The organism is Sphingomonas montanisoli (assembly GCF_008274695.1).
Taxonomy (GTDB): Bacteria; Pseudomonadota; Alphaproteobacteria; order Sphingomonadales; family Sphingomonadaceae; genus Rhizorhabdus; species Rhizorhabdus montanisoli.
Window position 1 is genome coordinate 714,258 of sequence record NZ_VTOU01000003.1, and the last position, 20,354, is coordinate 734,611.

Below are 20,354 nucleotides of genomic sequence, written 5' to 3' on the forward strand. Positions count from 1 at the left end.
AATATGGATAATGAAGCGTTAAGAGACGGGTTTAGAATTCGGCCCAGTCATCCTCAGCGACGTCGATCTTGAGTGCCAGATTACCGTGAACGGCGCGCATCCCCGTCGCGGGCGACGGCATCGGAGCGCGCATGTGATCGGCGCCGAGCCGGAAGCGGCCGACCAGAGCGGCCAGTCGATCGGCCTCGCCATGCAGGCTGCGCGCGGCCGCGGTCGATTCCTCGACCATTGCGGCATTTTGCTGCGTGGTGCGGTCCATCTCGGTGACGGCGACGTTGACCTGCTCGATGCTGGATGCCTGGGCGACCGTCGCCTCGCTGATGCCGGCGGCGAGGTGGTTGATCTCGGCGATGCGGCCGAGGATGCGGTCGAGCGCCTCGCCGGTCTGGCCGACGAGCTTGACGCCGCCTTCGACCTGCTGGCCCGCCTTGCCGATCAGATCCTTGATGTCGCTGGCGGCATCGGCCGAACGCTGTGCCAGCGCGCGCACCTCGTTGGCGACAACGGCGAAGCCCTTGCCCGCATCGCCCGCGCGCGCCGCCTCGACGCCCGCGTTGAGCGCGAGGAGGTTGGTCTGGAACGCGATGCCGTCGATCATCGTCACGATCTGGCCGATCTGGCTCGACGAAGCGGCGATGCCGTCCATCGCAGTGATCGCCTGACGGACGATGCGACCACCCTCCGCCGCATCGCCATGCGCGATGCCGACGAGCTGATTGACCTGTTCCGCGCTGCGGGCCGAACCCTGCACCGACACGGTGACCTGATCCATCGCCGCCGCCGATTCCTCGAGGCTCGACGCCTGTTGCTCGGTGCGGCGCGAAAGATCGTCGGACGCGGCGCTGATCTGCTGCGCGCCGCTGCCGATGCCGTTGGTGGCCTCGTCGATCTGGCGCATCGCTTCGAGCAGCTCGCCGACCGCGTCGTTGAAATCGTCGCGCAGGCGCAGATAAGCGTCGCCCACGGTCTCGTTGATCGACACGGTCAGGTCGCGTTCGGCGAGCCGGCCCAGCGCGCCACTGACCAGATCGACAACCCGCGCCTGTTCGGCATCGGCTTCGGCCTTCGCGGCCTCCATCTTGCCCTTGGCGATCGATGCCGTGCAGAACACTTCGAGCGCGCGGGCCATCGTGCCGAGTTCGTCCTTGCGGTTGTAGCCGGGAATGCCGCTCTGATCGTCGCCCTTGGTAAGCTTCGCCATACGGTCGGTCAGCCGCGCGATCGGGTTCACGATGCCGAGCCGCGCGATGACATAGCCGAACGCCGTGAACAGGATGACGGCGATACCCCAGCACGCCAGTACCGTGAGCAACGTGGCGTACGCGTCGGCTTCGAGCACCTTGGTACGATCGGTCACGCCCGCTTCGAGCCGGTCGTTGAGATTGGCGATCGAATCCGAGAAATCGGCAAGCTTCAGGTCGACCTGTGCGAGCTTGCGGCGGGCGGCCTCGTCATTGTCGCTCGCGCTGTCGGTGACGGCCGCCTGGTTGAGCGTGTTGATCGCGTCGAGCTGGGTACGGATCGAGGCGACGTCGCCCGCGATCGAAGGATTGAGCTTCGCCGCCTTGTCGAGCGCCTCGCCCGCATCACCATAGCCGAAACGGCTCATCGAACGCGCGATCTTCGCCTGGGTGTGGGCGGCCGGATAGGCCATCGCCCGATAGGCGGCATAGACCATCTCCACCGTCGCGCGATTGGCCACGCCCATCTGCACGACCGCGGGATATTCCTTGGCGCTCAGCTGCCCATAGTCATCCGACAGGGTCGACATCCGCCAGCACGCGATCGCGGTGATCGCGGTCGACGTGATCGACATCATCGCCATCACCATGCCGATCTTGGCGGTGACGCTGGTGTGGGTGAGTAGGCGCATCCTGATCCTCGCAAGGCGACTCTGGTCTTGTCGGCCGCGAGGATGCCGTCCTTTCCTGAAGAAATGGTTAGCCGCCCGTTCACCATGAGCGAGACCGGAAATAGGATGATTTCGTCGGCAGTTATGCAGAATTCGACATAGAATTAGGTATTAGCCCTGCGCGCCATGACGGCTTGGGACGGCTATCATGACGATATGGAATCACCCGCCTGCATCCTGATCGTCGAGGACGACGAATCCGTTCGGCTAAGCCTGTCGCTGCTGCTCGAAACGCTGGGGCTCACTGTCGTCTCGACGTCGAGCGGCACCGAGGCGCTGGCGGCGATGACGCGGCGATTCGACATCTTCCTGATCGACATGGGGCTGCCGGACATGGACGGCACCACGCTGGCGATGCGGTTGCGCCGGATCGCGCCGGCGACCCCGGCGATCATCATGTCGGCCGATCACGATCGCCTGCGCAATGCGGCTCCGCTCGCCGTGTGTCTGCTCGAAAAACCGATCAGCGCGCATGCGATGACACGCGCGATTCGCGACGCCGCGCCAAATGCGCTGATGCTGCCATCGGTCGGCGCGCGACAGGCGGACGGCCTGAGGCCGCCCGCCGTTTAGGATCGGGGCGCTTACGAAGGCCGACGACGCGGAGGGCCGCGATGCGGGCCGCGCGGAGGACCGCGACGCTCGCCCTGCGGCCGATCACCCTGTGGCCGATCACCGGGAGCGCGCGACAGGCGCGGACGTTCGGCGGGCGGCGGTCCATCGCCGGCCGGCTCGATGATCACGCCGTCATCCTCACCCGCCGTACGGCGCACGGCATCGGCGAACTTGGCGGCGATACCGCGCGGAACCTCGAACCGGGTTTCGCCCGGCAGGATGCGAATCGCGCCGATATCCCGCTTCGTGATGTGGCCGCGACGGCACAGCAAAGGCAGCAACCAGCGCGGATCGGCATTGGCATTGCGACCGACATTCATGCGGAACCAGACGGTATCCTCAAAACCGGGGCGCGGCCCCTGCTCGCGTTCGGGCCGCTGGCCGGGTGCGGCCGGCGATGCGTCAATCAGATCCTCGGGCGCGGGCAGGCTCTGGCGCTGCGTGCGCACGAAGGCGGCGGCGATATCCTCGGCACTGGTCGTCTCGAGCAGCTTGCGGGCGACGATCAGATCCTCCTCGGCGATCTCGCCGACTTCCAGGCTGGCGACCAGCCGTTCCTGATCCCGCGCGTAGATCGCATCGGGGCTGGGCACCGATTCCCACGTCGCGTTGACATTGGCGGCGCGCAGCAGCCGTTCGGCATGGCGGCGGCGCTGATAGGGGGCGATCAGGACGCAAGTGCCCTTCTTGCCCGCGCGGCCGGTACGGCCCGAACGGTGCTGGAGCGTTTCCGGGTTGATCGGCAGCTCGGCGTGGATGACCAGTTCGAGTCCGGGAAGATCGATGCCGCGCGCCGCGACGTCGGTCGCGATGCAGACCCGCGCACGGCGATCGCGCAGCGCCTGCAGCGCATGGTTGCGCTCATTCTGGCTGAGTTCACCCGACAAGGTCACCGCCGAAAAGCCGCGCTCCGTCAACGTTGCCGACAGGCGGCGGACATTTTCGCGGGTGGCGCAGAACACCATCGCACCCTTGGCTTCATGGAAGCGCAGAACGTTCACGACGGCGTTCTGGATGTCGGCCGGAGCGACCGCCATCGCGCGATAATCGATGTCGGCGTGGCTCTCGCGCTCGCTGGTCGTCTGGATGCGCAGCGCGTCGCGCTGGTACCGCTTGGCGAGCAAGGCGATCGGCTTGGGCATCGTCGCCGAAAACAGCAGGGTGCGACGCTCAGGCGGGGTGAGATCGAGGATTTCCTCGAGATCTTCCCGGAAGCCCAGGTCGAGCATTTCGTCCGCTTCGTCGAGAACGACGGCGCGCAGGGAGCCCGGCTGCAGGTTCCCGCGTTCCAGATGGTCCTTAAGGCGCCCCGGCGTGCCGACGACGATGTGGCAACCATAGGAGAGATTGCGCTGTTCGACCCGGACGTTCATGCCGCCGACGCAACTCGCGACCCGCGCGCCCAGCTTGGCGTAGAGCCATTGCAGCTCGCGCTGGACCTGCAGCGCCAGTTCGCGCGTCGGCGCGATGACGAGCGCGAGCGGCTCGCCCGCACGCGGCAGCGTGTCGGACCCGCCGAGCAAGGTGTCGGCAATGGCCAGACCATAAGCGACGGTCTTGCCCGATCCGGTCTGCGCGGAGACCAGAAGGTCGCGACCGATCGCTTCCTCCGTGATGACAGCGGCCTGGACAGGGGTGGGCGCGGTGTAGCCACGCTCGGTAATTGCCTCCGCGACAGGCCGCGGCAGGGAAGAAAAGGGCATCGAGGTTCCGATATCTGGGTGGCGGGCGCCTGGAAGCGCGCTGGCTCTGATCGCGGGGCTATAGCTGCGGATCGCCGAAAAAGCCAGCGGGCGTTTGTCCGTGCCGCCCGCGCGATGAGCCGTGACGCAGACGAAAGGATGACAGCTTCGGTTCAGGCGCGGGAATTAGGCTGATGCGGATGGACGCCATACCGATGCCCGACTGGACCAAGAAGCGCACGCCGATGCCGGCGGTGTCCGATGCGATCGGCCTGTCGCGACTGATCTGCATATTGGGTGTGGTCTATGTTCACGCCTGGACCGGCCTGGGTGGAGACAAGATGACCGCGCTCGCCGGATCGGGGCAGGACGTGCTGCGCTGGTCGCTGGTCGAACTGTTTGGGCGCAGCGCGGTGCCGCTGCTCAGCATCATTTCAGGCTGGCTGGTCGCGGGTTCGGTGACGAAGCGCAGCTATCGCGTGTTCGTCGGCGGCAAGACGCGCGCGATCCTGCTGCCGATGCTGCTGTGGAACGCCATCGCGATCGTGCTGGTGGTGGGTGCGGGTGCGCTCCGGATCGTACCCGCGCCGCTGCTGGGCGACCTGCGCTGGGTGCTCGACAATATGCTCGAACTCACCCGCGCGGGCGACATCAACGTGCAGATGGGATTTCTGCGCGACCTGTTCCTGTGCATGCTGATCGCGCCGGTCATCGCCCGCTGGCCGACGAGTGCGCTGGCGAGCGTCGCGGTGCTGAGCGGCATCTACATGATCTCCGAATATAATGCGCCGATCCTGCTGCGCCCGTCGATCCTGATGTTCTTCACGCTGGGTATCATCGCGCGCCGCCACGGCTGGGCCGAACGACTCGCGATCCTGCCCTGGTGGCAGGCGGCCTTGCCATTCGCGATCCTGGTCGTGCCCAAGACATTGCTGTCGATCTGGGGCCACGGATCGGCCGACTATCACCGTTTTCTGCTCGCCTCGACCGACCTTGCCCTGCGGGCGGCGGCGGCACTGCTCGTCTGGCGCTGCGCGATCGCGCTGGCGCAGACCGCAGCCGGGCGCCGCGCGCTCGTCCTCGAACGCTACGCCTTCTTCCTGTTCTGCTCGCACCTGATCTTCATGTGGCTGATCGGCCCTGCGATCGGCGACCTGACCGGGCCGATGGGCAGCCGCTGGTGGCCAGCCTATTTCATCCTGCAGCCGCTGCTCGCCCTCGGCTTCGCGATCGGGCTGGCGCAGGCGATCGTCGCGGTTTCCCCGAAGGTGGCGGAGACGTTGAGCGGCGGCCGAATCGGTGGGCGCCGTCAGGCGACCTCGCCCGCCGCCCGTCCGCTGGCCCAAGCCCATTGAAAATTATAGCCGCCGAGCCAGCCGGTCACATCGACCGCCTCACCGATGAAGTGCAGCCCTGGCACCTTCTTCGCCATTAGACCCTTCTGATCGAGGCCGTCGGTCGAAACCCCGCCGATCGTCACCTCGGCCTTGGCGAATCCCTCCGACCCTGACGGCGTAAAGCGCCAGCCCTTCAGCCGCCCCCCCGCATCGGCCAGCGCCTGGTCCTTCAGGCCGGCCATCGTGCCCGACAGCGCCAGCCGATCGGCCAGTGCATCGGCGAGCCGATCGGCGAAGAGATCGCGCAGCACGGTGCGGAACTCGGCCTTGGGGCGCGCCGCCTTGGCATCGACCAGCATCGTCGCGCCCGCATCGGGCAGCAGATCGAGCGCGATCTCCCCGCCATTGCGCCAATAGCTGCTGATCTGGAGGATCGCCGGACCGGAAAGCCCGCGATGCGTGAACAATGCCGCCTCGCGGAAACTCGTCTTGCCCGACGACGCGATGACATCGAGCGACACGCCCGACAATTGCTCGAACAGCCGATCATCGGCGCCCAGTGTCAGCGGCACCAGCGCCGGGCGCGGCTCGACGACCTTCAAGCCGAACTGCCGCGCGACATCATAAGCGAAGCCGGTCGCGCCCATCTTCGGGATCGACGGGCCGCCCGTCGCGATCACCAGCGACGGCGCGCAGACCTCTCCTGCCGAAGTCTCGACGCGATACATCCCGTCCGCATGCGCGATCCCGACGATTCGGGTGAGCAGCCGCGTTTCGACTCCGCCCTTCGCGCACTCGTCTGCGAGCATCGCGACGATCTGCTTGGCCGATCCGTCGCAGAACAGCTGGCCCAGCGTCTTTTCGTGCCAGGCGATGCCGTAAGCGTCGACCATCGCGACGAAGTCGCCCGGTGCAAAGCGCCCCAGCGCCGACTTGGCGAAATGCGGGTTGGCCGAAAGGTAGCGATCGGCGATCCCACCGTTCACATTGGTGAAATTGCACCGCCCGCCGCCCGAAACCAGGATTTTCGCCCCGGCCCGATCGAGATGATCGAGCAGCAGCACCCGCCGCCCGCGCTGCCCCGCAGTGAGCGCGCACATCATGCCGGCGGCACCGGCGCCGATGATGATCACGTCAAAAGCCATCTCATCTCCGTTCGTGTCGAGCGAAGTCGAGACACGGTCCACCAAGCCAGCGCGCCTCGACGTCGCTCGAACACGAACGGGGGTTGGTTGGGTTTCAGTCCGAAGGCTGCTATCCGCCGCCGCCATCATGAGCAAGCCGAACCGCCCCGACCGCCGCACCTTCGCGATCATCTCGCATCCCGACGCCGGCAAGACCACGTTGACCGAAAAGCTGCTCTATTTCGGCGGCGCGATCCATCTCGCCGGCGAGGTGAAGGCGCGCGGCCAGAATCGGCGCGCGCGATCGGACTGGATGAAGATCGAGCAGCAGCGCGGCATCTCGGTCACGTCGTCGGTGATGACGTTCGAGCGCGACGGCATCACCTTCAACCTGCTCGACACGCCGGGCCACGAGGATTTCAGCGAAGACACCTATCGCACGCTGACCGCGGTCGATTCGGCGGTGATGGTGATCGACGCCGCCAAGGGCATCGAGCCGCAGACCCGCAAGCTGTTCGAGGTCTGCCGCCTGCGCTCCGTTCCGATCATCACCTTCGTCAACAAGGTCGATCGCGAGGGCCGCCCGCCCTTCGAACTGCTCGACGAGGTGGCCGACGCGCTCGCGCTCGATGTCTGTCCGATGAGCTGGCCGGTCGGCATGGGCGGCCAGTTCGAAGGGATCTACGATCTCGCCAGGGATCGGCTCCACCGCCCAGCCGCCGACGCGACCGGCGCTTATGAGGGCGACGCCGCCTCGGTTGCGGGCCTTGGCGATTCGCAGCTGGAGGACATGCTGTCGGCGCAGGGCCTCGCGCTGCTGCGGGAGGAGGCCGAGCTGGCGCAGGTCGGCTATGCGCCGTTCGACGAGACCGCTTATCTCAACGGCGATCTCACGCCGGTCTATTTCGGATCGGCCCTGAAGGATTTCGGGGTCGAGCAGCTGATCGACGCGCTGGCCGATTTCGCCCCCTCGCCGCGCCCGCAGCCGGGCGACCCGCGCGACGTCGACCCGTCCGAACCGCAGGTCGCGGGCTTCGTGTTCAAGGTGCAGGCCAACATGAACCCGCAGCATCGCGACCGCGTCGCCTTCATGCGGTTGTGCTCGGGCAAGTTCAAACGCGGCATGAAACTCAACCAGGTAGGCACCGGCAAGTCGATCGCGGTGCACAGCCCGATCCTGTTCTTCGCGCAGAACCGCGAACTGGCCGAAGAAGCCTTCCCCGGCGACATCATCGGCATTCCCAACCACGGCACCTTGCGCGTGGGCGATACGCTGCTGGAAAGCGGGGAGACGATCCGCTTCACCGGCATTCCCAATTTCGCGCCCGAAATCCTGCGCCGCGTGAAGCTGGTCGATCCCACCAAGACCAAGCAGTTGCGCACCGCGCTCAACGACATGGCCGAAGAGGGCGTGATGCAGGTGTTCGTGCCGCAGATCGGTTCGCAGATGGTGGTGGGCGTCGTCGGTCAGCTCCAGCTCGACGTGCTGATCAGCCGCCTGCAGGCCGAGTATAAGGTCGATGCGGCGTTCGAACCCTCACCATGGGACACGGCGCGCTGGATCGCATCGGACGATCCCAAGGCGATCGCCGAGTTCGAAGGACTCCATCGCAGCGCGATGGCCGCCGACCGCGATGGGGCGCCGGTGTTCATGGCGAAGGATGCGTGGGAGCTGAACTACATCACCGGCCGCTTCCCCAACATCCGCTTCTCGGCGACCAAGGAGCGGCACTGATCGCCTTCGCCGTCATCCCAGCGAAAGCCGGGATGACGTATGGGGGTGGCTGGGGATAGATTTCGGTTCCGGCACGTTCTGCCCTCTCAAGATCGAGAGGACTGCCCTTTGCGTTATTTGCTCGCCGCCATCGCCCTGATCCCCGCCGCCGCGCTGGCCCAACCCGCAAAGGCGCCCTCCACCGGCCCCGATTCCGGTGTGATGGGCGCGCAGGTGCTGCTCGACCGGCTCGGCTTCGGACCCGGCGTGATCGACGGCAGATCGGGTGCCTCCTATACGCAGGCGCTCAAGGGCTATCAGGAAGCGAACGGCCTCAAGGCGACAGGCAAGCTCGACGCCGCGACGCAGGCGAAGTTCGACGCCTATCGCGGCATGCCGACCGTCATCACGATCAAGCTCGACGAGCAGATCCTCGCCGGCCCCTTCGTCGGCCCAATCCCGAAGGACGAGGGCGATCAGGCGAAGCTCAAGACGATCGGCTATTCGGACGTGAACGAGAAGCTGGCCGAGCGATATCACACCACTCCCGCGACGCTCGCCGCGCTCAATCCCGAAAAGCCCAAGCTCGATCCCGGCAGCGAGATCAAGGTGCCCAACGTCATTCCTGCGGCGCGCGAATATTCTGCCGACCTCAAGCCCGAATGGCGCGATACGTTGTGGACGCTCAACGTCGGATCGGATCAGCCCAAGGCGGTGAAGATCGTGGTCGACAAGTCCGACAGCGTGCTCCGCGTGATCGGTGAGGGCGGCAAGCTGATCGCGCAATTCCCAGCCACGATGGGCAGCGCGAAGGATCCTTTGCCTATCGGGACCTGGAAGATTCAGGGCGTAGCGTACAACCCGCCCTTCCATTACAATCCCAAATTGTTCTGGGATGCCTCGTCGAAGGACGACAAGGCGTTGCTGCAACCCGGCCCGAACGGCCCGGTGGGGGTGGTGTGGATGGACCTGAACAAAGCGCATTACGGCATTCACGGCACGCCGCGGCCGGAGAATATCGGCAAGACCGAAAGCCATGGCTGCATCCGCCTGACCAACTGGGATGCAGCGCGCGTCGCGATGATGGTGAAGCCGGGCACTCCGGCGATCTTCCAGAACTGAGGCCGCACGCATGAGGATAATCCACCGCATCGCGATCATCCTGCTCGTGGCGGTTATCTTTTATGTGGGGTGGGTTATCTATCTTAACCTGCCCGGCGCCGACACGCCGCAACCCAAGGCGATGGTCGGCCCGGCCAAGACGATCGCCGCGCCTGCCGCGCCCGAGCAGGTCGTCCCCGCCAAAGGCCCGCTGCTGATCCCGGTCGCGGGGGTGACGGCGGCGCAGTTGCAGGACACGTTCACCGATGCGCGCGGCGACGGCAGCCGATCGCACGGCGCGCTCGACATCATGGCGCCGCGCGGCACGCCTGTGCTGGCGGCGGCAGCGGGCACGGTGGAGAAATTGTTCACGAGCAAGCTGGGCGGGCTGACCATCTACATCCGTCGGCCGGGCGGCGGCTGGGTCGATTATTACGCCCACCTCGATCATTATGCGCCCGACCTTGCCGAAGGGCAGAACGTCGCACGCGGACAGACCATCGGCGCGGTCGGCTTCACTGGCGACGCCAGCCCCGAAGGCCCGCACCTTCACTATGAGATCAAGGCGATGGCCCCCGGTGAAAGCTGGTGGCAGGGCAAGGCCGTGAACCCCTATGCGATACTGAGTGGGAAATAGCCCCTCCACTCGTCATTGCGAGGAGCCTCAGGTGACGAAGCTCCGCTCGCAATGACGAGTTGGCACTTGAGAGCCGCTTAAGGAGCGCCAATATCCCACCCATGACGATCCTCCGCCATGCGCTGATCGCGCTCGCCGCCCTGGTTTCCGCCACCGCCCCCGCTCATGCGGCCGACAAGCTGGTCCTCGCCTTCGGAGACAGCCTGACGGCGGGCTACCAGCTGCCGCCTGGGCAAGGGTTCGCGCCGCAGCTCGAAGCCGCGCTGCGCAAGAGCGGAGTACCCGCGCGGGTCCACAATGCCGGCGTATCGGGCGATACGACCGCGCAGGGCAAGGCGCGGCTTGCCTGGGTGCTGGGTGCGCTCAAGGCCAAGCCCGATCTCGCGATCGTCGAGCTGGGCGCCAATGACATGCTGCGCGGGCTTCCGGCCGATCAGGCGCGCGCCAATCTCGATACGATCCTGGGCGAGTTCAAGAAGCGCAATATCCCCGTGCTGATCGCCGGGATGCGCGCCGCACCCAATCTGGGTGCCGATTATCGTCGCCGCTTCGACAGCATCTTCCCCGATCTGGCGGCCAAATATCGCGCGCCGCTCTACCCCTTCTTCCTGAACGGAATGATCGGCAATCGCGGGCTCCACATCGGTGACAACCTGCATCCCAATGCGAAGGGAGTCGCGGTGATCGTGAAGGGCATATTGCCGCAGGTTAGGGCGGCACTGGCGCGCTAACCCTTTTCGTCATCCCAGCGAAAGCTGGGATCCCATGAGGCTCCAGCACCGCGCACCTCTCCAGAGATCCCAGCTTTCGCTGGAATGACGGAGAAATGGAGCGGAACCGTATCAGACGCGTAACACGCTCTTGCGTGTCACGATTCCGTCTCTAGTCTCCCCGCCATGCCCAACAGGGGAGCAATATTACATGGATAGACGTCAATTCCTCGGCGCGGCCGGCATCGCCACGCTCGTCGCCAGCCTGCCGCGCATCGCGGTCGCCGCCACCGGCAATGCCGCCGATATCAAGCTCGACGCGCTTCTCACCAAGATCTTCGACAAGATCGTCGATGACAGCCCGGAGACCGCAACCAGCCTTGGCTATGACAAGGGCGCGCGGGTCGCGCTCAAGAGCAAGCTCGACAATTATTCCAAGGCCGAGCAGGCCCGGAGCCTTGCCGAGAACAAGGACTATCTGAAGCAGGTCAAGGCGATCGATCGCGCCGCGCTCTCGCCGGCCGCCGCGATCAACTATGACGTCGTCGCCTATCTGCTGACCGCCTTCACCAAGGGCGGCGACAAGTACAGCTACGGATCGACCACAGGCTATTATGTCCCTTATGCGATCACGCAGCTGAGCGGCCCCTATTCGAACGTCCCCGACTTTCTCGATTCACAGCATGTGATCGAGACGAAGGCCGACGCCGACGCCTATGTCGCGCGCCTCCACGATTTCGCGCGCGTCCTTGATGAAAGCACCGCCTTCCAGAAGGCCGACGCAGCGCAGGGCGTGTTCGGTCCGGACTTCACGCTCGACCTCGCGCTGGCCCAGCTGAAGGCGCTGCGCGACAAGCCGGCGGCCGAGACCGTCCTCGTCGAATCGGTCGTCCGCCGCACGAAGGAAAAGAAGATTGCCGGCGATTATGCCGTCCAGGCCGAGAAGATCGTCAGCGGCGAAATCTTCCCCGCGCTCGACCGTCAGATCGCTTTGATCACCGAATTGCGCGCCAAGGCGTCGAAGGAAGCGGGCGTGTGGCGCCTGCCCAAGGGCGACGAATATTATGCCGACGCGCTGATGAACGCGACGACCAGCACCTACACGCCCGAGGAGGTCCACAAGCTTGGCCTGGAGCAGGTTGCCGAGATCACCGCGCAGATCGACACGATCCTGAAGGGGCAGGGCATGACCAAGGGGTCGGTCGGCGACCGACTGACCGCGCTCAACAAGGATCCTAAGCAGCTTTATTCGAACGACGATGCCGGGCGCGCCCAGCTGATCGCCGACCTCAATCGCCAGGTGAAGGCGATGGAGGCGAAGTTGCCGCAGGCGTTCGCCACGCTGCCCAAGGCCAAGCTCGACATCAAGCGCGTGCCCCCGTTCATTCAGGACGGCGCGCCCAACGGCTATTACAATTCGGCCGCTCTCGATGGCTCGCGCGATGCCATCTATTACATCAACCTCAAAGATACGGCCGACTGGCCCAAATATGGCCTGCCGTCACTGACCTATCATGAAGGCGTGCCGGGACATCACCTGCAGATCAGCCTGGCGCAGGAATCGAAGGACATCCCGATGCTGCGCAAGATTGCGCCGTTCGGGGCCTATGTCGAAGGCTGGGCGCTCTATGCCGAGCAACTGGCCGACGAGATGGGCGCTTATGAAGGTGATCCGCTGGGCCGTGCGGGCTTCCTGCAGAGCTTCCTGTTCCGCGCCGTGCGCCTCGTGACCGACACGGGGCTGCATTACAAGAAGTGGAGCCGCGAGCAGGCGACCGATTATATGGTCGGCGCGACCGGCTTCGCCCGCCCGCGCACGCTGCGCGAGGTCGAGCGTTACTGCGTGTGGCCGGGCCAGGCGTGCAGCTACAAGGTGGGCCATATGAGCTGGGTCAAGGCGCGCGATGCCGCCAAGGCGACGCTGGGCGCCAAGTTCGACATCAAGCAGTTCCACCAGGTCCTGCTCGACGGCGCACTGCCGCTCACGATGCTCGAAGCCCGCGTGGCGGAGCGCAGCAAGGCGTAACAACGGAATCATCCTCCCCGCCAGGGGGAGGATGATTGAAAGCTAAGGGCTTCAGAGCCACAAACGAAAAGGGCGGGATCTTGCGATCCCGCCCTTTTTCCGACCGCCATTCCATCAAGGAAAGTGGCGCGAGTGACGGGGCTCGAACCCGCGACCTCCGGCGTGACAGGCCGGCGCTCTAACCAACTGAGCTACACCCGCATATTGCGTGGAGGGGGCACCTAGGGGACAGCCGATACGCTGTCAACAGCACGATGCGACGAATTTCTGACATCAGGCGAAACGGTTGCCCGATCAGCGCCCCAGCGGCGCCGACGGGGTCGAGTCCTCGTCATCGGGTCCGTTGGTGAAGGTGCCCTCCGCAAACAGGAAGCCGGCGATGTCGGGACGGCCTGCCGCGTCGAGGATCGTCTTGACGATGATGAGCAGCGGCACCGCCAGCAGCGCGCCCGTCGTTCCCCACACCCAGCTCCAGAAACTCAGGGCGATCAGGATGAGGAGCGGATTGATCGTGAGCCTGCGGCCCACCAGCAGCGGCGTGAACAGGTTCGCCTCGACCAGGTGGAGGCCGACGAACATCGCCGCCGGCACCAGTGCGTAGCCGAGATCGGCGAAGGTCATCAGCCCGCCGACGGCCAGCAGGCCCGCCGCCATCACCGGCCCGAAATAGGGGATATAGTTGAGAATCGCGACGAGACCGCCCCACATCACCGGGGTCGGCATGCCGACGAACCACAAGACCAGCGACACGATGATGCCAAGCCCGATGTTGATCAGGGTGATCGTCGCCAGATAGGCCGACGTGCGATCGACCATTTCCTGGATCACCCGCGCGGTCGTCATCGCGCTGGAGAAGCTGCCTCGGCTCGTGATCGTGCGGCGGCGCATTCGCGTCCAGCCGCTCAGGAAGAAATAGACCACCAGCGTGGCGAACACCATCTGGACGATCGCGTGCGGGGCCGAGGTCGCGACAAGATCGAACAGCGAATTGGGCGATTCGACCCGCACGGTGCGCGCGCTCGACGCTGAAGAGCGCATGATCACACCCATCGTCTGATCGATGAAGCGTTCGAATGTCGAATAGAGATCGATCAGCGGCGACAGGTTGCGCCGTATCTGCGCGATCCGCGAGGGCAACAGCGCGAACCAGTCCGTGGCCGGCACCACGATCGAGGCGATCGCGACATTGGCGATCGTCAGGAACAGCAGCACGCATGACAGCGCGGCAAGGCCCGATGGCAGACCGCGCCGCTCCATCCATTCGAGCAAAGGCACCAGGGCGATCGCGATCACCAGCGCGGTCGTGGTCGGCAGGAAAAACTCGGCGCCGGCGCGCAGCGCGAAGGGAACGGCAAGGACGAGGCCCGCGCCCGCCGACAACGCCAACCAGGCGAGCAGGCGATCGCGGCGAAAAGCATGATCGGCACTCGCGACGATCGATTCGCGCACGATCTCGACAACTTTTTCGCGTCGTTCCTCGGCGATAACCTCGTCCGCCAACCGATTCTCGTCGGCCTCCGCCAAAAACCGCACTCCCCCACAGGCTCAAATGCCGAATCGCATGATATCGCAGGCGATCCGAAACGTCTCGACCAACCGACCTTCGATCGCGCGTTATTGTGACATGAAGACAAGCTTTTCGTGACCATTGGAAGGCGTTTCGCGTCCCGATTTGTTGCCGAAACGGCCAAAAATGTTCCTCCGTTCACCGCATCACCGAAACGATTCATCGTGGATTGGTTGCCTGTAGCCGGTTGATACCGCATGGGGCCGCCAGATCCGGTCGCCGGGGGGCACGACGTTTCCGTCACCGCCCCATCTGCGACAAGTCGTGAATGACCGCCCGTCCCTGGGTTTTGTTGAGTTCTTTATAGGGACGGCTTCGGGCCATTGGCGCATGGCATGGAGTGCTGAATGGCTGCGAAACTGGCTCAACATCCGCTGATGATTGCGGCGATGCTGTTTGCTGCTGCGACTGGTGTGATGGGCTACGCGGCTATTCCGACGAGCGAGCCTCAGCTCGCCTATAATCTCGACACCCAGATCACGGCCGACGCAATCGTCGCCGACGACGGGGTCGACCAGGTTCTCTACAAGGAAACCGCCGCGACGACGGCGAAGCTCGACACGCAGCTCGAATGCCTTGCCAAAGTGGTGATGCACGAAGCCGCCAACCAACCGCGCGCCGGCCAGCTTGCGGTCGCGCAGCTGATCGTCAACCGCGTTGGCCAGGATCGCTTCGGCAGCAATGTCTGCGAAGTCGTGAACCAGCCGGGCCAGTTCTTTCGCACCGCCAGCTACAATCCGCGCCGCGATGGCGAGCGTTGGGCGAATGCGGTCGAAGTTTCGCGCCAGGCGATGGAACGCGATGGCGAGGCTGTCGTCCCCGGCGCGGTCTTCTACCACGCGGCCTATCAGCGCCCGAACGCGTTCTTCCGCACGCGCACCAAGCTGTCGACGGTCGGCGACCACATCTTCTACCGCTGATCGGCGTCACCCCGATCGCGTCACGGACCCCGCCATCTGGCGGGGTTTTGTGTTTCTGGGTTAGGTGGGTGCCATGTCCCGCACCACGCGCGCCACGCAGGCGCTCACCCAATCCGACACCGCCTTCACCGTCCACCTCTATGCCTATGATCCCGATGCCGAACGCGTCGGATTGCAGGCTGCCGAGGCGCTGGGGGCCGAGCCGGGCGAGGTGCTCAAGACGCTGATGATCCTTGTCGACGGCAAGCCCGCCTGCGCCGTGATCCCGTCGGACCGCGAGCTTTCGATGAAGAAGACCGCCGCTGCCTTCGGGGGCAAATCCGCCCAGATGATGAAACCTGCCGATGCCGAGCGCGCGACCGGCTTCGTCGTGGGCGGGATCAGCCCCTTCGGCCAGAAGAAGCGCGTGCCCACCGCGATCGAGGCGGAAGCGATGGCGCTGCCGCTCGTCTTCATCAATGGAGGCCAGCGCGGGCTTCAGGTCAGGCTTGCGCCCGGCGATGCGGCGCAGGTGCTGGAGGCGGTCGTCGCGGGGCTCGTCGCCTAACCACCGCCCGTCATCCCAGCGAAAGCTGGGATGACGAAGCGAGGCAGCTACTGCGTCCCGCCCGCCGCCTCGTCACCGAAGCGCGCGGCCTGCAGCTTCTTCCATCCATCGTGGAGCGCGGTGCGCGGTTTGCCGATGCCGACAGCATCCATCATCGCCGCCCAGCCGCTCGCTGCCTCGGACGCGCGCAGTTGCACCTCGCTCGGCGGCTTTTCGTCGACCCAGGCGGAAAGCGTGCCGGCATTGGCGAAGAGCAGCACCAACGTCGCGACGATGATCGCGACGCTCGCAAAGCTGAGCGGATGCCCGTCCTCGATCGGCTCGGCCGGCAGATCGACCGGCGAGGCCAGTTCATGCTCCTTCATCTCGCGCGCCATCCGATCGTCTCCGCTCAGAACTGGTAATAGATGAAGGGCGCGACCCCTTCGTAGCGCATCGCGTCGATCACGATGATCGCGACCGCGGTGAGCAGGCCCAAGGCCCACGCGGGCATCAACCGCAGCCGCAACGCCATACCCTGCGCCAGCAGCGGCGGCGTGAAGTGGAACGCCATGCCCAGCACCATCAGCCCCGCGAGCAGCGGCGTCGTCATCGTGTTGCGCCAGTCGCCGCCCGCCATTCCGCTGATGAAGCTGATCGCCCCGTCGAAGGTGTCGGCGCGGAAGAAGATCCAGCCCAACGTCACGATGTGGAAGGTGACGAGGATGGCGAGCAGCTTGGGCAGGCCTGGCAAACCGGCCTTGCGCCACACGGTCTCGATCACCTGCACGCCGCCATGCAGGCCACCCCAGATGAGGAAGGTCCACTTGGCGCCATGCCAGAAGCCGCCGAGCAGCATCGTGATCAGGATGTTGCGGCATTGCCCGGACAATCCGCCGCGATTGCCGCCGAGGCCGATATAGAGATAGTCGCGCAGCCAGCTCGACAGGCTGATGTGCCAGCGCCGCCAGAAATCCTGCAGCGACTGCGCGCGATAGGGCTGGTTGAAATTGCGCGGAAAGCGATAGCCGAACAGCGCCGCGATCCCGATGGCCATGTCCGAATAAGCCGAGAAATCGCAGTAGATCTGCACCGCATAGCCATAGGCCGCGAGCAGCAGATCGAGGCTGCTATGCGCCGCCGGATCGAAGAAGACCGGATCGACCAGGTTCACCGACAGTTCGGACGCAACCACCGCTTTCTTGAACAGCCCCCACACGATCAGCAGCAGAGCCATCGCGATCATGTCGCGGTTGAGCCGAGGCGTCTTTTCGAACTGCGGCAACAGATCGGATGCGCGCACGATTGGCCCGGCAACGAGGTGCGGGAAAAAGGACATCAGCAACGTGATGTCGAGCAGCCCCGCGGCACGCACCCGCCCGCGATAGACGTCGATCAGGTAGGACATGCCCTGGAAGGTGAAGAAGGACACGCCGACCGGCAGCACGATCTGCATCAGCGGCAGATCGCGCGCCATGCCCCAGCTACTGAGCAACGCGCCGAGCTGCTCCAGAAAGAAGTCGTAATATTTGAAGAAGCCGAGGATGCCGAGATTGGCGATGATGCCGATCGTCACCACCGCCTTCTGCGTACCCCGCGTATCCGCCGCATAGATCAGCCGCGCCGCCCCCCAATTGAGGAAGGCCGACGTGATCAGGAGCGCAACGAAGCGCCAGTCCCACGCGCCGTAGAACACCCAGCTGCCCAGCAGCAGCAGGATCTTGCGCCATTCGTTCGACCCGCTGGCGGCCCAGATGACCGCGAAGGCGACGAGGAAGAACAGCCCGAAGTCGAGCGTGGGGAAGAGCATCTAGCGGACCGCGTTGGCTGCGGCATCGAGATCGGTCTGGAGTCGCGTCGCGATCTCCTGCCCGCCCGCGCTGTTGAAATGGACATAGTCGCCGCGCATCCGGGTCGGCTGCAGCTTGACCCAGCTGACCGCGGTGCAGCGCCCGCCCATCCGCGCCTCCCAATCCCAGAAGCCCAGCCGCAACTGCTGCGCGACGCGGCGCTGGACGTCGCGGACCATCTTGAGGCCCGCGGGTGGGAACAATGGCCGCGCGGTGATCGACCAGCCGATCTGCGTCGGCTGCCTCACAGGCGGCGGTGCGAGAAGGGGGGCGGTCGCGGGCGGCGGGGTGGTGATCATGCGGCGACCGTCGACCGTCTGGGTCGCCTGGGCATCGAGTTCGCCCAATATGTCGTCGATGCTGTCGGGCGCGATCTGCGAGGGGGGCGGAGCCACCGGCGCGACCGGGGGCAGCGGTGCGGGTTCGAGGCAGGGCGCGGGCGTCGCGGTCGGCGCGTTGGACAGCAGCTCGCTGCGCCGGGTCAGCGCATCGGGCGCGCCGAGCAGCAGGATCGGCACGCGCCCGGCCAGGCGGCGGATGCGGCTGATCTGGGTGCGCAACGTGATCTCATATTCCTGCGGCGCGATGCGCGGCGAGAAACCCTCGTTGGTGCCGAAGGCGACGACGATCAGGTCGGGATCATAAGCGCGCAGTTCCTCCGCCACGACAGCGTCGTCGTTGCGCGAGAAATGGACGAGCTGCGATCCGACCACGCCGGCATTGGACAGGGCCACGCCGCCGGTATCGCGGAAGCTGGCCCAGCTGGTGATCGTGACCGGCCGCCCCTCCGCCACCACCGACACTGCGACCTGGGGCGCGTCGAACGTCAGCTCCTTGCATTCGGGGCGCGACAGGAAGGCGTCGAGCGCGATCCGTTCGGTCTTTCCCCCGATGCTGATCGCCAGCGTCCCCGCCCCCGGCTGCGCCATCGCGCAGACGACGAAGCGATCGAACTGCTCGTTGGCACCTGCGACCATCGATATGCGCGCGCCGTCGCGGGTGGACGTCAGGTTGAAGCCCGCAAGGCCGACCGGCGGATGCGGCGTCTGCGACCCCGGCCCGAAGATCGATGCGATCGACCAGCCATCCGACATGTCCACGCTCACGCCGCGCGGATTATAGCCGTTGAAGGGCTTGCCCGGCGGCATCATCCCACGCCCACCGCTGCCGTAGCGCGCCTGCAGCATGTCGCGCCATGCGCCGGTGATCGCGTCGCCCGCCGTGTGGCTGTCGCCGATCTGCAGGATGTGGACCGGCTTGCCCGATCGCCCGCGCGCCGCCGTCAGCTTTTCGAAATAGGGTTTGAGCACAGGATAGCCGCACAGCCCGCCTGCGCAGTCGGCGGTGACGACGGGCGTGGCGGCGGCGGCCGCAGCAAGGGCGAGCAGCGACATCATTCGCTGCGATTGCCCTCTTCCTCTCCGCGCAGGTCGGGCGGCAACAGATCGACTGGCGCACCCTTGGCCGGGGGCGCGCGATGTTCGGGCGCAGGCGGCGATGGGTTCGTCACCGGCGCAGGCGCCAACGGATCCTCGAGCTTCGGCGGCCTGACCCGGACGATTGCCGGCGGAGGCGGTGGCGGCGCGACCACGGGCGGCGGCGGCGCGGCATCTCCACCGGCCTCGCCCCGCGCACGATCGACATAGGTCCGGATGCGCCCGGCCAATCCCCGCGTGATGCGGACATAGCCGTTCATCGACATATGGATGCCGTCATTGGCGCGCATCAGCACCTGGCGACCATCGGCACCCGGCAGGTAGGCGGCATAACGCCCGTCGGTATCGACGCTGTAGGGCGCGGTCTCGACATAAGCGACGCCGAGCTGGCCCATCAGGTCGCGGTAGAAGGCGTTCATGCGGGCGACGTCGGCATCATAAGCCGCCTCGCGCATCTTGGGCAGGCCGACCCAATAGACGATCGCCCCCTGTCCGCGCAGCATCGCGACATAGCGCGTCACGCGCCGCGCGATCTCCGCCTTCCAATTGGGGCTGAGCAGGGCATAGACATGGCCGTTCGCCGCGACACCCATCATGTCGTTCGCGCCGAAGCTGATCACCGCGATATCGACCGGCGCGGGCGCCAGGCGGGCGCGATCATGCTCCTCCAGGTTCAGCGTCTTGTAGCGGGTGAAGCCGGTCGCCTGCTGGCTGAACTTGACGACCTGATAGCCCTGTTTCCGGCTGAGTTGATTGTAGAGCGCGGACCAGATGCCGTCGCCGAAGCTGTCGCCAAACACGCCGACGCGCACCGGCCGGCCCGCCGCGATCGCGTTGACGATGCCGGGCTGGATCGGGCGGCTTTCCGCGACGGTCGGCTGTTCGGGCAGCGCGCCGGGCGCGGGCTTCGGGGCGTCACCCGGCTGCGCAGGGGGCGCATCGGCCGGATGGGTGTCCGTGCCCAAAGGTGCCGCCACGTCCGACGCGCCGACCTCAATCGGCGGCGCGACCGGCTCTGTCGCGTTGTGGACGCCGAAGGCATAGCCCATCGCCGCACCTGCCGCGACACCGAGGAACAGGACCGCCGTGCGATCGAACAGAAAAAACGCCGCCCTCATCGTGCCCTTCGCGAACCGTCCGCATCATCTTTCAAGAACGAACCGAAACGGGCGCTGAACAGGCTCGGGCGGGACGTCG

Annotated in this window: 17 protein-coding genes and 1 tRNA gene; 9 read left to right on the top strand and 9 right to left on the bottom strand. The window is 65.8% G+C overall.

All coding sequences use genetic code 11. The annotated features are described in order from the left end of the window. Positions 1-31: 31 nt before the first annotated feature. Positions 32-1,873: a methyl-accepting chemotaxis protein gene (locus FYJ91_RS20945; protein ID WP_149523011.1), complete on the bottom strand. Its 1,842-nt coding sequence runs from the start codon at positions 1,871-1,873 to the stop codon at positions 32-34. A gap of 165 nt (positions 1,874-2,038) precedes the next feature. On the opposite strand from FYJ91_RS20945, the gene FYJ91_RS14730 reads away from it, so the two are divergent. Then, positions 2,039-2,485 (top strand): response regulator, encoded by a 447-nt coding sequence (locus FYJ91_RS14730; RefSeq protein ID WP_149523012.1) that lies wholly within the window; start codon positions 2,039-2,041, stop codon positions 2,483-2,485. 11 nt (positions 2,486-2,496) lie between these two features. Here the strand turns inward: FYJ91_RS14730 and FYJ91_RS14735 are convergent, their stop codons facing one another. Beyond that, positions 2,497-4,230 carry a DEAD/DEAH box helicase gene (locus tag FYJ91_RS14735; protein WP_149523013.1) on the bottom strand — a complete coding sequence of 578 codons (1,734 nt, stop codon included), beginning with the start codon at positions 4,228-4,230 and terminating at the stop codon, positions 2,497-2,499. 179 nt (positions 4,231-4,409) lie between these two features. On the opposite strand from FYJ91_RS14735, the gene FYJ91_RS14740 reads away from it, so the two are divergent. After that, positions 4,410-5,564 carry an acyltransferase family protein gene (locus FYJ91_RS14740; RefSeq protein WP_246152636.1) on the top strand — a complete coding sequence of 385 codons (1,155 nt, stop codon included), beginning with the start codon at positions 4,410-4,412 and terminating at the stop codon, positions 5,562-5,564. Here FYJ91_RS14740 and FYJ91_RS14745 read toward each other — a convergent pair. After that, a complete protein-coding gene (locus FYJ91_RS14745) occupies positions 5,519-6,691 on the bottom strand; it encodes a BaiN/RdsA family NAD(P)/FAD-dependent oxidoreductase (protein ID WP_149523014.1) in 1,173 nt (390 codons plus the stop codon). The genes FYJ91_RS14740 and FYJ91_RS14745 overlap by 46 nt on opposite strands. A gap of 127 nt (positions 6,692-6,818) precedes the next feature. On the opposite strand from FYJ91_RS14745, the gene FYJ91_RS14750 reads away from it, so the two are divergent. The 5 genes from FYJ91_RS14750 (at position 6,819) to FYJ91_RS14770 (ending at position 12,858) form a co-directional block, all read left to right on the top strand. After that, positions 6,819-8,405, top strand: a complete 1,587-nt coding sequence (locus FYJ91_RS14750; protein ID WP_149523015.1) for a peptide chain release factor 3 — start codon at positions 6,819-6,821, stop codon at positions 8,403-8,405. Positions 8,406-8,513: 108 nt separating this feature from the next. Further along, positions 8,514-9,506: a L,D-transpeptidase family protein gene (locus tag FYJ91_RS14755; RefSeq protein ID WP_246152637.1), complete on the top strand. Its 993-nt coding sequence runs from the start codon at positions 8,514-8,516 to the stop codon at positions 9,504-9,506. A 10-nt stretch (positions 9,507-9,516) separates the two neighbouring features. Continuing rightward, positions 9,517-10,122, top strand: a complete 606-nt coding sequence (locus FYJ91_RS14760) for a M23 family metallopeptidase (RefSeq protein WP_149523017.1) — start codon at positions 9,517-9,519, stop codon at positions 10,120-10,122. Positions 10,123-10,223: 101 nt separating this feature from the next. After that, entirely contained in the window at positions 10,224-10,853 is a 630-nt protein-coding gene (locus FYJ91_RS14765) for an arylesterase (protein ID WP_149523018.1), read from the top strand. Between the two features lie 190 nt (positions 10,854-11,043). Beyond that, entirely contained in the window at positions 11,044-12,858 is a 1,815-nt protein-coding gene (locus FYJ91_RS14770; protein WP_149523019.1) for a DUF885 domain-containing protein, read from the top strand. 124 nt (positions 12,859-12,982) lie between these two features. Here the strand turns inward: FYJ91_RS14770 and FYJ91_RS14775 are convergent. Both FYJ91_RS14775 and FYJ91_RS14780 read right to left on the bottom strand, forming a co-directional pair. Then, positions 12,983-13,059: transfer RNA gene (locus FYJ91_RS14775), tRNA-Asp, on the bottom strand. Positions 13,060-13,152: 93 nt separating this feature from the next. Continuing rightward, positions 13,153-14,310 carry an AI-2E family transporter gene (locus FYJ91_RS14780; RefSeq protein WP_425474052.1) on the bottom strand — a complete coding sequence of 386 codons (1,158 nt, stop codon included), beginning with the start codon at positions 14,308-14,310 and terminating at the stop codon, positions 13,153-13,155. A 462-nt stretch (positions 14,311-14,772) separates the two neighbouring features. On the opposite strand from FYJ91_RS14780, the gene FYJ91_RS14785 reads away from it, so the two are divergent. Then, the gene (locus tag FYJ91_RS14785) at positions 14,773-15,345 is read left to right on the top strand and encodes a cell wall hydrolase (protein ID WP_149523021.1); all 573 of its coding nucleotides are present in this window, start codon (positions 14,773-14,775) and stop codon (positions 15,343-15,345) included. A gap of 73 nt (positions 15,346-15,418) precedes the next feature. Then, a complete protein-coding gene (gene ybaK, locus FYJ91_RS14790) occupies positions 15,419-15,892 on the top strand; it encodes a Cys-tRNA(Pro) deacylase (protein WP_149523022.1) in 474 nt (157 codons plus the stop codon). 47 nt (positions 15,893-15,939) lie between these two features. Here the strand turns inward: ybaK and FYJ91_RS14795 are convergent, their stop codons facing one another. Genes FYJ91_RS14795 through FYJ91_RS14810 form a run of 4 tightly spaced genes read right to left on the bottom strand, consistent with a single transcriptional unit; the run spans position 15,940 to position 20,275 of the window. Beyond that, on the bottom strand, positions 15,940-16,269 hold the full coding sequence (locus tag FYJ91_RS14795; RefSeq protein ID WP_149523023.1) for a hypothetical protein: 330 nt from the start codon (positions 16,267-16,269) through the stop codon (positions 15,940-15,942). Positions 16,270-16,283: 14 nt separating this feature from the next. Beyond that, a complete protein-coding gene (locus FYJ91_RS14800; protein WP_149523024.1) occupies positions 16,284-17,681 on the bottom strand; it encodes an MBOAT family O-acyltransferase in 1,398 nt (465 codons plus the stop codon). Next, complete coding sequence (locus FYJ91_RS14805) at positions 17,682-19,118, bottom strand: SGNH/GDSL hydrolase family protein (RefSeq protein WP_149523025.1); 1,437 nt, start codon at positions 19,116-19,118, stop codon at positions 17,682-17,684. Then, the gene (locus tag FYJ91_RS14810) at positions 19,115-20,275 is read right to left on the bottom strand and encodes a DUF459 domain-containing protein (RefSeq protein ID WP_149523026.1); all 1,161 of its coding nucleotides are present in this window, start codon (positions 20,273-20,275) and stop codon (positions 19,115-19,117) included. Before FYJ91_RS14810 ends, FYJ91_RS14805 begins: the two co-directional genes overlap by 4 nt. Positions 20,276-20,354: the final 79 nt, after the last annotated feature.